Annotated in this window: 13 protein-coding genes; 4 read left to right on the top strand and 9 right to left on the bottom strand. The window is 40.6% G+C overall.

The features are described from left to right. Positions 1-14: 14 nt before the first annotated feature. The 9 genes from DC487_RS04625 to DC487_RS04585 form a co-directional block, all read right to left on the bottom strand. The gene (locus DC487_RS04625; RefSeq protein WP_116774739.1) at positions 15-218 is read right to left on the bottom strand and encodes a DUF2798 domain-containing protein; all 204 of its coding nucleotides are present in this window, start codon (positions 216-218) and stop codon (positions 15-17) included. A 59-nt stretch (positions 219-277) separates the two neighbouring features. Next, positions 278-628 carry a nuclear transport factor 2-like protein gene (locus DC487_RS04620; RefSeq protein WP_116774738.1) on the bottom strand — a complete coding sequence of 117 codons (351 nt, stop codon included), beginning with the start codon at positions 626-628 and terminating at the stop codon, positions 278-280. Between the two features lie 75 nt (positions 629-703). Continuing rightward, entirely contained in the window at positions 704-1,354 is a 651-nt protein-coding gene (locus DC487_RS04615) for an NADPH-dependent F420 reductase (RefSeq protein ID WP_116774737.1), read from the bottom strand. A gap of 102 nt (positions 1,355-1,456) precedes the next feature. Then, positions 1,457-2,065 (bottom strand): Crp/Fnr family transcriptional regulator, encoded by a 609-nt coding sequence (locus DC487_RS04610; RefSeq protein ID WP_116774736.1) that lies wholly within the window; start codon positions 2,063-2,065, stop codon positions 1,457-1,459. A gap of 124 nt (positions 2,066-2,189) precedes the next feature. Next, entirely contained in the window at positions 2,190-3,398 is a 1,209-nt protein-coding gene (locus DC487_RS04605) for a multidrug effflux MFS transporter (RefSeq protein ID WP_116774735.1), read from the bottom strand. 172 nt (positions 3,399-3,570) lie between these two features. Further along, the gene (locus tag DC487_RS04600) at positions 3,571-4,431 is read right to left on the bottom strand and encodes an AraC family transcriptional regulator (RefSeq protein ID WP_116774734.1); all 861 of its coding nucleotides are present in this window, start codon (positions 4,429-4,431) and stop codon (positions 3,571-3,573) included. Positions 4,432-4,639: 208 nt separating this feature from the next. Then, complete coding sequence (locus tag DC487_RS04595) at positions 4,640-7,747, bottom strand: efflux RND transporter permease subunit (RefSeq protein ID WP_116774733.1); 3,108 nt, start codon at positions 7,745-7,747, stop codon at positions 4,640-4,642. A gap of 11 nt (positions 7,748-7,758) precedes the next feature. Continuing rightward, positions 7,759-8,817, bottom strand: coding sequence for an efflux RND transporter periplasmic adaptor subunit (locus DC487_RS04590; RefSeq protein WP_116774732.1), 1,059 nt, complete (start codon positions 8,815-8,817; stop codon positions 7,759-7,761). A 6-nt stretch (positions 8,818-8,823) separates the two neighbouring features. Next, positions 8,824-10,152 carry a TolC family protein gene (locus DC487_RS04585; protein ID WP_116774731.1) on the bottom strand — a complete coding sequence of 443 codons (1,329 nt, stop codon included), beginning with the start codon at positions 10,150-10,152 and terminating at the stop codon, positions 8,824-8,826. Positions 10,153-10,878: 726 nt separating this feature from the next. Between DC487_RS04585 and DC487_RS04575 the strand changes: the two genes are divergently transcribed. The 4 genes from DC487_RS04575 to DC487_RS04560 all read left to right on the top strand — a co-directional run bounded on the left by DC487_RS04575 (position 10,879) and on the right by DC487_RS04560 (position 14,208). Continuing rightward, positions 10,879-11,724 (top strand): RteC domain-containing protein, encoded by an 846-nt coding sequence (locus tag DC487_RS04575; RefSeq protein WP_116774729.1) that lies wholly within the window; start codon positions 10,879-10,881, stop codon positions 11,722-11,724. Between the two features lie 253 nt (positions 11,725-11,977). Next, entirely contained in the window at positions 11,978-12,331 is a 354-nt protein-coding gene (locus DC487_RS04570; RefSeq protein ID WP_116774728.1) for a helix-turn-helix domain-containing protein, read from the top strand. 25 nt (positions 12,332-12,356) lie between these two features. Beyond that, on the top strand, positions 12,357-12,635 hold the full coding sequence (locus DC487_RS04565; RefSeq protein WP_449441372.1) for a helix-turn-helix domain-containing protein: 279 nt from the start codon (positions 12,357-12,359) through the stop codon (positions 12,633-12,635). Positions 12,636-12,732: 97 nt separating this feature from the next. Further along, complete coding sequence (locus DC487_RS04560; RefSeq protein ID WP_116774726.1) at positions 12,733-14,208, top strand: DUF3945 domain-containing protein; 1,476 nt, start codon at positions 12,733-12,735, stop codon at positions 14,206-14,208.

Raw genomic sequence — 14,208 nt, 5'->3', positions numbered from 1 at the left:
TTTATCGCGATCCTTTAGGTAAGCTTACGGGCCTGGGGGATGATAATGAATGCGGCAACATAGGCAATTGGCAGCATGGCAACCCACGTTTTAAGGAACATGAAGAACCAGCCACCATCAAAGCCATAGTGCCTAATAATTCCCACAAATGCCATAATCAAGGTCATTGGGAATACAATAAATAATGTATTGATGTATTTGAAATGTTTCTTTTTCATTTAACCTTTGAAAATTGATAAAAGTCCAGATTTTTAATGTCCCAGATATTGCTACGTGATTATTTATAGCTAATATAGGCTACTACCGTATGGGTCTTAATTTTATCATCTTCAAACAAGAATGTATCTGAACCCATTGGAATTTCAGCAATTTTCGATTTACTTGCCCAAATGATGTGCGCAACATTTCCTGCTATGGTAAGCTGTTTCATTTCAAATTCCGAACCTGTTGGAATGGTGGCAAACATTTCAGCAAAGAAGTTGCGAATAAGAACTAAGCCTTTTATTGCACCATCAATCGTAAGGACTTCCGACTCTTCGGTGTAGTCTTTCATAATCTCATCGAGATCATTGTTTCCAAATGCCGTAAGATGATGTGTCAGTATCTCGTTTGTTTTTGTATTGCTCATTGTTGCTTGTGCTTTTTTATAAATGAACCAATAACAAAAATTATTGGTTCATTGCTTTGTTCAAATTGTTAGATCTTAAAGTTTCGCCTTTGCTTCTGCAAGAGTAACAGGTTTTCCTAATGCTCCAAATTCATGCAGGTCGCCGAATACTTCTATTCGTATTGATTGGTCTAATTCGCCCACACGTACCGGTTCAAAGCCACTATCATGAATAAGTTGCTCAACATCTGTATTGATGCTTGTGTCATCTGTAGCGTAGAACAATACTGCTTCTTCTGGCTTTTGAAACGCTGCACCCGCAAGTGAAGCCGCTCCCAATGTCCCTAATGCTTTTGCCAATTTGGTTCCTTCAGGAAGTATAGCTGCATTAAGCTGACCTGCGGATTCTTTTTCCCCAATGATTTTTTTGAAGCCGCCGTTTTCATCCGGTGCAATCGGGTTAGAAGGATCGATGATGATTTTCCCCTGAAATTCCGAGGCGTATTGTGAGAAAAATTCCTGGATGGTATTGAACCAGACCGCCAATACTATAATATCGGCCTCTTTGATCGCATCCGATACCTCTGCGGATGTTGCTAACGTTCCCAGTTGTTGGGCTAATGCTGTCGCATCTTCCAATTTTCTGCTGGCAAGAACAACCGGACGATTACCTTTTACAAGATTTTCGGCAACGGCTTTTCCAATGTTGCCCAAGCCGATAATGGCTATTTTTTTTGTGTTTGACATACTATTTCTTTTTTAGTTAATGACTAAATTTTACAGTACAAAGGTGAGGCAGAAAGGTTGCCTTTTCCAATGAACTATATCAAGAAATAGGATTGATGTAGTTTAAGTTTTTTGCTTGCTCCGATTGTTTCTTATGCGGCTTAAAAATTCGGGGGTGATCCCTAAGAAAGCGGCTATCTGGGTTTGCGGAAGCCGGTTTGACAGGTGCGAATATGCCTGCATAAAGGAAAGGTAACGCTCCTCCGCCGTTGAGCTGATATTTTGCAATAAACGTTCTTGCAGCGCGATGAAACTGTTTTCTATCAGGACCCTGAAAATGCGGTCAAACTTAGGAGCCTGTTTGTACAAGGTAATCAGGTTGTCATAACTGATTTGCAGCACCATCGTATCTTCCAGTGCATCAATGTTCAGTTTAGATGGTTTTTTACCGTGAAAGCTGCCCAAATCCGTAAGCCACTTGTCTTCGGCAGTAAATTGTAAGATATGCGTATTGCCTTTATCGTCTGTTTTGTACATACGCAGACAGCCCCGAACAACGAAATTGAATTTGGCACAGATATCTCCTTCCTGCAATACATATTGTCTTCTGCGATAAAGTCGTGGTTCAAAGCATTCCGTAACCAATTGTTTTTCTTCCCCGTTCAACGGAATGCACCCATCAAAGTAGTCGAGTAAGGGTTGCAAGGATGCCTCTGTTAAATTGTCTTTCATTAATTTTTAATGCTTTTCCATGAATAGCTAAATTACAAAAAAGTATATAAAAAATGGCGTAGTGACTTAGAAGGGCGAACCTTAATTATAGCACTGAAGCTGCTTTCTACTAAATTTCTATTGGCTACTTCGTTGTTGCGTTGTCAGCCATATTTTTGAAAACAGTTGTTGCCCCGAATGAAATCACCGCACAAGATAGCAATGCCAATGCCATAGGCATAACAGAATTGTTCTGTACCAGCCCGATGATGCCTGATAATACAAACGTTAATCCCAACTGGAAAAAACCGAAAACTGCCGAAGCTGTTCCGCTATCGTTGTGAAAAGGTGCTAACGCCAAATCAACTGTGGCAGTAAGCAAAATACCCATCATTATCAAAGAGAAAAACAACAACACCAGTATTATGGCAAGCGGAATTTCAGCCAACATACAGGCAGCCAGCAAAACCGCAAAAATTGTCTGGAATAAAGATGCGGATTTTACCAGCGTCATGGTACTGAAACGATTTACCAGAAAGCCAACGGAGTAATTGCCACCTACCATTCCTATTGCGTTTAAGCCAAAGATCAAGCTGTATTCCGTTCCTGTGAAACCGCCTATTTCCATTATAAGGAAAGGCGAATTGGAAATATAGACCATCAACGCACTGAATGTAAGACTGCCCACAAGGGTATAAACGACAAACTGTTTGTTTTGGAAAACGTGGGCATACGAAGCCAAAACACTGCGTTCTTTTTTTGTGTAAGTGGTGGTTGTTTGTTTTGGTGAATGTGTTTCGGGCAAAAAGAAAATAACTAATAGTACCGCCACTGCACCAAAAACCGCCATTGCAAAAAAAATAGTATGCCAACCGTTTCCGCCCAATAACAGGTTTCCAATACTTGGTGCAATAATGGGTGCTACGCCTGAAATTAAGGCAAGTAAGGAAAAGATTTTTGCCGTCTTTCCTCTGTCAAAATAATCGGTAACGACCGCTCTTGGCAACACCATTCCTGCCGAACCGGAAAAAGCCTGCAAAAATCGGTACAGCCATAACTCTTCAATGCTATCTGCGGTAATAGCTAAAATTGAAGCCATACTGTAAACGATAATAGCAATGATAAGCGGTAACTTTCTGCCCACCCTGTCAGAAAGCGTTCCCCATAAAAGTTGCCCAACGGCAAGCCCGCCGATAAATACGGAAAGGGAAACCTGTACTTTTCCCATATCGGTATGCAGATCTTCTGCGATGGATTTAAAAGCGGGTAAATACAAGTCTATGCTGAGTGCAATAAAAGACGTGAGCAAGCTCAATATTATAACGATAAGGATTTCTTTATACGATAATTTCATTTTTTCTGCTTAAAAGATGGTACAGGCAGAAACTTAAGGTGTTAATATTGCCTGCAACAGTTTATCAGCAGCTCATCCTTCGCTTCTGTCCGATTATGGATTAATTGACGTTGCAAAGGTGCAACAATGCAAAAGAATGTAAAAGGTAGAAACAGTCCTTTAAATGATACTTTTAAGCCGAAGCAAATTGCTTTCTAAATTCAACCGGGGTTGAACTGTTGTGTTTGCGGAAGTATTTTATAAAATTGGTCGGCTCATCAAAGCCCAGGTCAAAGCCTATTTCCTTTATGCTTTCGTTTGTGTGTGCCAAAAGTCGTTTTGCTTCAAGCATGACCCTTTCGTCGATCATCTGCTTGGGTGATTTGTCCAACGTCTTTTGTGTTGCCTGGTTCAGCCTCTTTTCGGTCACGCTTATCATTTTTGCGTAGCTGCTCACTTGTTTCAGCTTACGGAAATTGGTTTCCAAAACGTCTTTAAAAAGCATTACATAGTCAAAGTCAGGACCTTTTTTAATTTCGGTGACATCCTGTTTCTGTCTTTCTCTTTCAGATAGGAGCAAAAAGTTATGCAATAAATTTTTTAGAATGTAGGGTTGTGAACTATCGCTTTGGTTTTTTAATTCCTCATCCATTAGCTTAAACAGATCGGCAAACAGTGAAGCTGTTTCGCTTATTTGAATCTGGGCAACAGAGAACAAATTGTTGAATAAAATACTGCTCCGCAAATATTTTGTGTCTGTTTCTGTCTTGCAGAAAAAACTGTCAGTAAACAGGATTGCTTTGCCGTCAAAACCGCCTTTCTTGTCAAATCGTTGAACGGTGTCCTTATTTAGAAACAGAATGGTATTCGGTTTAATTTTTACAGGGTTGAAGTCAACCAGATGAGTAGGGTTGCCTTTCTGAAACCAGAGTATGTGATAGAAACCTATCCGGTGTAGTGTCGTCAACTTGTCAGAGTTGTCGTTGTACAATTGTTCAATGCCGATCAATTCAAATTCTTGTGGCATTGTATATTTCTTGATCTTGTACTCCATTTTCTGTTGCCCCGTTGTATTTTCCGCAATTGCTAATTTATGAAAAAGGTTCTTTTTACGTTCTCAATCTTATCCTGTTAAATGCAGCATATCCGACAACCCACATTTTCTGCGGATATTGCCGGATATACAACGTGTCTACGTTCTGGGCAAATAAAATATACCGAGATAAACACTTATTATTAAAATATTAAAATCCTTACCCTCTTCATTCAGACATTCTGTTCTTTTTCCCTGACAGTCTTAGCAATAGATTATCAATAATGAGGTACATGCTTGGCACTACAAATAGTGTTAGTATCATAGAACTTGTCAATCCCCCTATAATTACCCATGCCATCCCGTTTTTGATCTCTGAAGCCGCTCCGCTTGCGATGGCGATGGGAAGCATCCCAAAGATCATTGCCAAAGTGGTCATTAAGATAGGACGCAGCCTTTCCCTGCCGGCTTCGATCAGTGCTTCTTTAACAGGACGCCCTTCAGCTTTCAGATTGTTGGTGAAATCCACGATAAGAATCGCATTTTTTGAAACCAGCCCCAAAAGCATGATCATCCCGATAATGGTAAAGATATTCAAGGTTTCCATTGTCAGGGCGAGAATCAGGAACGCTCCGACCAGCGCAACAGGTATAGAAAACAATACGACGAACGGATACACCGCATTTTCATACAAGGCAACCATGATCAGGTATACCAAAATGAACGCTGTAAGAAGTGCCAGTCCAAGACTGCCGAACGCATCACCTTGATTTTTAGTATCACCAAGATACTCTACGCTTATACCGGCAGGAAGTTTAATGGATGTTGTCTTTTCCTTGATCTCGTCACTGACAGTACCTGTAGGACGTCCAATCACGTTTGCCTGCACGGTAATGGAACCTAAGCGATCAATACGTTGTAAGGTAGTTTCCCCGAGAGTTTCAGTCACTTCTGCAAACTGGCTCAATAATATACTCTGTCCTTCTGAATTTACAAAAGGCAGGTTTCTTACATTCTTAATATCCGATCGGTTAAACTTATCCAGGCTCACCCTGATGTCGTATTCATTGCCATCCTGTTTGAACTGGCTTTTATCACTTCCGCTAAATGAGTTTTGCAGTGTAGCCCCTACCATACTGGCATTCAGTCCCAACAGGCTCATCTTTTCCCTGTTTAGTTTGATATCCACTTCCGGTTTCCTGTCCTTCACGGAAAGTTTGACAAACTGCGTACCGGGTACTGCTTCTACTACTTTTTGATAAGCTTCTGCTACCTGACGAACATCTTTCAGGTCAACTCCTTTAATAGCAATCTGTATTGGTGCACTGCTGACATTTCCCGTAATGGATGTTGATGATGCCGTAAACTTCGCACCAGTGATCGCTCCACTTAGTTTATTCTGAATGTAGGTTCCAAATTCTTCGGCAGACATACTTCTTTTTTTCTTGTCTGCCAATGTCAGGGTAAGTTCTGCTAAATTGGCGTTACTGCTGGTTCCCGATACACTTCCGCTGACAAAACCGATACTGGAAAAGACCTTTTCCACTTCCGGTTGTTCCATCAATATTTTTTCAGCCTGCTGTACGAGCATATTGGTCTTATAGATGGTTGCTGTAGGCTCCAGTTCCATATTGAGTATAAGGTCGCTCTGATCCGTTTTGGGGATAAATGCCGCCCCGATAAATCCTGTTGGAACCAAAGCGATAGATCCTATAATTAACAATATAGTGCCGGACAAAAGCCATCTTTTTTTACGGAGCACCTTTTGCAGAAGTCTTCCGTAATCTTCTTTTATGGTGTCGATAAAATTTTCAAAACCAAGATTAATCCTTCCCCACAGGGTATCGTTTTTCAGATGTTCTAATTTACCGAAACGGCTTGCCAGCAAGGGTGTAATGGTAAAGGACACAAAAAGGCTCATCAAGGTTGAGATCACGACTACGAGTGAAAACTCACGGAGTATAGAACCTATCATACCGCCTGCCAATGCCAGCGGTAGGAACACCACGACATCCACCAAGGTAATGGAAAGGGCGGTAAATCCGATTTCGTTACGCCCTTCGAGTGCCGCCTTACGTTTGTCCGATCCCATTTCCATATGCCTGTAAATATTTTCCAGTACCACAATGGAATCGTCAACTAATATACCCACCACCAGCGACAGTGCCATTAGCGTCATCAGGTTAAGCGAGAACCCAAGAACATACATGGCGATAAATGTTGGTATGATGGATGCGGGCAAGGCTACCAATACGAACATAGAGCTTCTGAAACTGTGCAGGAATGCCAGCATTACGATCCCTACGATGATAACAGCCAGCATCAAATCAAACATGACCGCATCCGCAGAATTGAGCGTATATACACTCTGGTCTGAAGAAATGTTGAATTTCAGATTTTGTGCTTTATATTGAGTTTCAATATTTGAAAATGCCTTTTTTACCTGTTCGCTCACGTCAACCGCATTTGCATCACTCTGTTTGATGATCTGCACACCGATAGACGGAATACCGTCAATGTGGTTGATCGCTGTTGTTTTTGCCGTGGCGTCCACAACCTCTGCAATATCTTTCAGATAGATGACCCCCTGTTTTGGGTGCTGGAATACAATAAGATTACGCAACTGGTCTAATGATTTTACATTGGCATCGTAGCGGATGGATAGCTGCTGGTTCTGGGTTTCTATACTACCGGCAGGAAAAGAAAGATTGGCATTATTGACGGCTTGTGTAATCTGTGAGATCGAAAGACCATAAGCCAACAGTTTGTCCTGATTGATATTGATCTGTATCTCACGCTCATCGCCCCCGATAATATTCACCTGACCTACACCCGCAACATTTTGTAATATAGGTCTTAACTGGTTATCCATGAGGTCGTACAGGTTTCTGGGAGCCATATTAGCTGTGATACCTGCTTTGATTACCGGAGTTTCTTCAAGGTTTACCTTGTTTACCTGTGGTCTTTCCGCATCGTCGGGCAGGTCGTTCAACGCCTGATCTGCTTTACGCTGAACATCACGTTCCGCTTTGTCGATGTCTGTTCCGCTTTTAAATTCTATGGTAATTATAGAAACACTTTCCTGGGAAGTGGAATTTATCTGATTAAGCCCTTCTACAGATGAAAAAGCATCTTCGAGCTTCTTGGTTACGGTGGTCTGTACTTCTGCCGCTGATGCACCGGGGTAAAGCGTACTTACGGAAACCGTTGGCACTTCGATTTTGGGAAGCAGGTTGTAATTCAGGCTTCGGTAAGATTGTATCCCAAACATTACAAGTACCGTAAAAATTACGATAAGCAATAAAGGTCTTTTTATGGCTATTCCGGTTATTGACATAATTCTGCTCTTTATTTTGAAATATTAATTAACGTACCGTCCTTCAGATTGATCTGTCCGGATGTAATGACCTGTTCGCCTGTCTGCAAACCTTCTGTAACCTGTATCTTGCTTCCAAATTCGGCTCCAACCTTAATGGTACGGAGTACAGCTTTTCCGTCCTTGGCAATATATACCGAAGCATCCTGTGTACTTGCATTTAATGCTTCACGAGGGATCAGCAATACCTTTTGCGGTGTCGTCCTTGAAAAATCGGCATATATAAAAGTTCCCGAACGCAGAGGGTTGTTTTTATCGTTGTTAGCGGTTATTTCAACCTGGTAGTTGTAAGCCTGATTCGCCTGTGGGCTGATAAAGGTGATCGTGCCGTAGAAAGGCTTGTCGGGATAGACATCGGTGGTAAGCTTGATTTTCTGACCGACTTTTATCTGGTACACTTCTGCCTCTGTAAAATATACTTCTACCTTTAATTGTGAAAGATTGACAATAGATCCTATTTCTCCACCTGCTGTAATGAACATGCCTTCCTCCACAGCTTTATTACCAATAATTCCACTGATCGGCGATTTGATGGTCGCATCGGCAATTTGTCTACGCAGTTGCTGGGAAAGGCTCTGGGCATCGTTATAGCTCTGACGTATATCGTTCACTTTCTCCTGTGTGGCGGCACTGCCTTCAAGCAGTTCGGTATAGGTTTGCAGGTCACGTTTTAGCTTAGAAGCATTGGATTCCGCTTTCTGAAGGTCGATTTCCAGCAGACGGGTATCAATGACAGCAAGTGTCTGCCCCTGCTGCACATGGTCGCCGAGTTTAAACAGCAACCGCTGAATATTCCCGCTGCTTACCGACAAAACCTTTGCCTCCTTAAAGGGAGCCAGCATACCGGTCTTGATCAGTTCAATATCCTGTATCTCTTCTGATACTGGTGTTGCCGTTACAGGTATGCGTACATCTTCCACCTGTGCAGGTTGGTTCTTTTCGTTGATCTTTTTCTTGTTGGATGCCAGCTTAAAAACAACAAAAGCGATAATACCGACACAAACCAGCGTGACTATAATTTTTTTCTTCATAATGGTCTAAAGTGAATTATAAAATGTTTTTAATGATCCCGCTGCTTTTTCAAGATCAATACGGGCTTGGTAATAACTGTATAAGGAGTTGAGGTAGCTGTTCTGGGCTTCTTTCAGGGAGTTCTGCGTATTCAGCCAATCCGTAAGATTGGTGGTTCCTTTCTGGAATTGCAGATCGGTAACTTTAAGTACAGATTCCGCAAGCTCAACGTTTCTTTTGTCGTTTTCAACGTTGGTCTGAGCTTGCGATAGCTTGGTGTAGGCGTTTTCGTACTCTACCTTGTACTTTCCTTCTGCCAGCTTAAGGCTTTCTTCCGCATTGACACGGTTGATTTTTGCCTGTTTGTACTGTGCATTTCGTTTATAAAAATCAAGAATGGGAATGCTTAATTTCAACCCGACTGCCGAGTAAGGAAGTAACTCATCATAAGCTGCGCTAAGCTTGTCCCCAAAACCGACCGCTCCATAACGGAAGTAAGCAGAGAGTTTTGGAAGTCCTTCAGCCTTGATACGTGCCTGTTCTATTTCCAGTGTTTTTATATTGAGTTCTGATAATTTGTAATCAATCCTCGATGCAGGAGAAAAGGTGTTTGTACTTTCTTCATTTAAAAGCGTTGTACCCAATTCTGTTGAAGGATTGACCGTAAGCAAATCGTTGATGGGATAACCCATTTCGTATTTCAGTTCGTTTTCTGCAAGTTTCAGATTGCTTTGGGCAACCCGTATCTGCGAAATGGTGTTATTGTAGTCTACATTTACCTTATCCAAATCTTTTTGAAGGGTAATCCCTTTGCTTACCTGCAAACGGTATATTTCGATCTGTTTTTCATACGTCTCTTTATTGTATTTCAATAGTTCCAATTGCTGGTTGTAGACAAAAATCTGGAAATAGGCGATGCTTATATTATAAATGATCGCTTCATTGCTTTGTTCAATATTGAGGTCAGCCCGCTGTTTATTATACTTGTTGGCTTTCAATCCGGTCAGAAGCGATTGGTCATAGATTACCTGATCCAACTGTCCTACAAAGTTGGAGTTGTACTTTTGCGTGAGGGACACCCTGATCTCGTCGGGACCAAAAATCCCGGCGGGGATGACACTTTGTTGTAGTTTAAGGTTATTATCCAATGTTGAAGTCAGGCTTACTTTGGGCAGGTAATCTGCGAGGACTTCTTTCGCTTTGGCATCAGCAGCCAGTTTTTCATTGGCATAGATCGTATTGTTACGGTTGTTCTTTAATCCGTACTCGATACATTGTTTCAATGTCCAATTCTCTTGGGCATACCCATGTAACCAGAAGCTGAACAGCAGGAGTATTAAAATTTTTTTACGCATATGATCTTATTACTTGACAAACCCTTTTATGGGAATTTTTAATTAGATGGGGCTAAAGTAGTTTATAGGATAACTGCTATTTTGCTTATTATACAAACCCTGCTGGTTTTTATACAAACCATTGTTTAATCACCGCTGTAGATTTTTAGGAAAATTTTTAGAAAGCTTTGTAATGAACAATACAAGCACTAAAAGGAAATGAAGCAATGAAAATTGAAAATACTTTATTGCTTTTTATAGGATGTTTTCTTCAATTCGCAATAGTGTTATCTTAAGCCCTTTTTGAGCTACAGTATCTTCTATAAGACCAGCCTTATACTGTTGCACGTTTACACTCATTGTAAATTGTCTGTCGTTAAGATCAATAGATGTAACACGCACACCCGGCAGCGAGGATTGAATAAAGTTGATGATATCACGCCTTCTAAAAACCAACTCAAAGCAGATACTAAATAGAACTGTATATCCTTTCATAAACTCTTATCCTGGTGTACATAGAACTAATATAGAAATAGTAATGCCTCCTATCCCGGTTATTATACAAAGCGGATTGGTTTTTATACCAAGCTGAGGATTGTTACTGGCAATCCAGTAAAGTTTGAAGCATATAGGGAGGTGGTTTGCTATAAAAATCTTCCACAAGATGCACACAGCTTGTGGAAAGAACTCATTTATAAACACAAATTTTGTAGCGTGAATAAGTTCATTTAAAAATGCAGATAAGCTATGAAATACTCTTTTCAAAACATCATTTTGGAGATACATAACAAAGAAGATAAGATTTCATCGCAAAGCAAAAGGCTGATTGATGAGGCTTACGAAATGACATTGTATCTTCAAGACCTGCTATTTTCGGTCAAAAAAATTGTTACAGAAGAAGGGTTTAAGGACGACGAAGAAGAAATACATTTCTTCCGTATTATTAAACCCCAAATCCTCGGCAAACTTATTTATTACAATAAAGTTTACCGTATTGAAACCACTTGTCCGGTGAGTAATGGCAAAATGTATTACAGTTATTTCTCCGGTCAATTGGCAAACCTCAAACGTGAATACATAGACCATATATGTAATTCTGATTTTTACAGGTATTACCGATCTGGGCGAACTGATCGTGATGACATCTTTTTTAAACGAGGAAACATAAACTATCATGATGGACTTAATAGCATCGTATTTGAGATAGATCCTACATTTTCGACCTTCTTTGATTACAAAACGGCAAGGATTATTGCGAATGAATTATTGTATTCATATCTGCTTACAAAAATCAATCCTGATGAAGATCCCGACGTGATTTTACAGAAGTCAGAAAGTTCCAAAGATATATTTTGGACGGAAAGCAAAAATGCCCTTATCGAATTGGTTTATGCCCTTCATGCTGCCGGGGTTATCTCTCACGGTAAAATTGGTATCAGAAAAATAAGCCTGATGTTTCAGATACTTTTTCGGATTCCACTTGGCGACTTGCATCACGCATTCCATAGAATGAAAACAAGAACGGGTTCCCGAACCGCATTCTTAGATCAGCTTAAAACTTCTTTGGAAGAATATATGGATAAAGACCTTTAGTTAAAGGCTAAAAACGTAAACCCAAAGCAGTACACAAAATGTACTGCTTTTTCTTTGCCCATATCTGCCAATTGGCAAATCCTGGTGAAACTCCATCGCAAAATATTCCAAATGCCCACAAATCCTTATTAGACAAGGCTTTTGCTTAATTGTAAAAAAAATCAAAAAACAGCAGAACCAATTGGCAAGGCTTGGCAGACAATCACTGCCACCTTTAACAACTTTGCATAGTGAACTTTTAAAATGCTGTGCAATGAAAATAATAACTATTGAAGAAGAAGCGTGGCAACAGCTAAACAGCCGTATCAATGCTATCGCTGACTATCTGAAGAGATTGGAAAACACAAGCTATGATGACCTGTGGCTGAATAACCACGAGGTATGCCAATACCTGCACATCAGCGAAAAGACCTTATGCCGTATGCGTACTAAAGGCGAGATCGCTTATTCAAAAATATACGGTCAGTATTTCTACACCATTGGGGCGATTAAGGATATGCTTAACGCAAATGCTATACAGAGCAGTGACGAATATGTACAAGAGCTTATGGCAAAAGGAAAAACCTATATCGAGAAGGGCAGAAAACTAAAATCAGGCAAACAATAAATGTGTTCTTATGAATATTGACAGAATGGAATTTTTAGCATGGATGGAGCGTATAATTGACCGCCTCGATATGCTTAGCGACCATATTGATGATTTGCAAAAGAAACGCAATAGCATTGACGGTGAGGAATTGCTGGATAATCAGGATTTATTGCAAATGCTCAAAATTAGTAACCGTTCCCTGCAACGGTATCGCTCCATTGGTAAGTTACCTTATTATACCATAAGCGGAAAACTATATTACAAGTTGTCCGATGTTCACCAATTCATCAGGGAAAGTTTTAACCCACCTTCAACTAAATGAACGCCAATGAGTGACAAATGCTGCCACTGAATGCCACTTAAAGCAAAACAGTGAATGCTTCCCCTACTTTCGGCACTAACTTTTAAAATTTAAGGCTATGAGCGAACAGACTTTAAATAAACAGGAAACCCCTGAACAATTATCGGACATATTGCTGGTGCTGGATAAAGAGAAAAAGAAAATCCAAGCTGTAAAGAGCATTGACGAAAACGGAAAAATGGAAACCGTAGACCCGACGAAGAAAAACCAAAATCAATTTATGCGTATAGATAAATCTGGTGATTTCTTCTCCAACTTCTTTTCCAATTTTTTCAGCCAATTAAAGAACCCTACCAATTTCTCTTTCTTTAAAGTGCCTGCGCCTATCGCTGTTGAGACGGCAAAGGAGATACAGAAGCAGGTGGAAAAGCCAACACCCGAAGGCGAAAAGCTAATGAAGCAGCATGAGATAAAACCTGAAGAAAAACAAGAACAGAAACAAGAAAATAAAAATAATATGGAAACAGCACAAAAACCGTCGGAAACGAGCGAATACCGCTACAAGCCGGAGCAAATTGATTGGGAAACCATGAACAATCTCGGATTGGGGAAAGAGAAGCTTGAAAAAATGAACTTGCTCGAACCACTACTGAAAGGTTTCAAGACTAATGAACTTGTACCCGTAAGTTTAAATCTCGGCACTGCTATTGTTCGTACAGATGCCCGCCTGTCTTTACAGCCTACCGATGACGGAAAAGTCGTAGCCGCTATACATGGTATTCGCAAAGAGCCTAACCTCAACTTTGAGTTTTTCGGGCATAAGTTCACAGATGAAGACAAGAAAAATCTGCTCGATACAGGCAACATGGGACGAGTGGTTGATTTAAAAAACACTAAGACAGGTGAACTAATGCCGTCCATAGTTAGTGTGGACAGGCTCACTAATGAGTTGGTAGCACTGCGAACAGATTTCATAAAAATTCCCGATGAAATTAAGGGTGTGAAACTTAATGATGAGCAAAAGCAAACCTTAATGGAGGGCAAACCGCTAAAATTGGATGGTATGATTTCAACGAAAGGAACAGAGTTTTCAGCCACCGTACAGTTCAATGCTGACAAGCGGTATGTTGAGTTCCTTTTCGACAGAAATAATACTAACAGGCAAACGCAAAGCAACGGGCAGAACAACCAACAAACCAATCAGCAAAGCCAGTCGCAGGAAGCACCAAGAACCTTTAGGGGGAAGGAATTGGACGATGAGCAATACAATAAGTTCAAAGCCGGTCAAACAGTTTACGTTGATGGACTGATTGATAAAAAGGGGCAAAAATACCAGGGTTATATCACGCTCAACAAAGAAACGGGAAAAACAGATTTCTCTTTTCAAAACCCCGATAAGCTCAAAGCACAGGCAAAACCTACCGAAGCCCATAAGACGCAGACTGCCGTCAATTCAGAGGGCAAAACAAATGAAGCAACCAAAAACATCAATGAGCCTTTGAAGTCGGGGCAACAAAGTCCGAAAAACAAACAACAGCAGGAACAACAGGAAAAGCCCGAAGCTCCTGCAAAATCTAAAGGCAGAAAAATGTAG

Origin of the sequence: Sphingobacterium corticibacter (assembly GCF_003076635.1) — a bacterium.
Classification (GTDB): Bacteria; Bacteroidota; Bacteroidia; order Sphingobacteriales; family Sphingobacteriaceae; genus Sphingobacterium; species Sphingobacterium corticibacter.
This window is presented reverse-complemented; position numbering and strand designations above follow the sequence as displayed.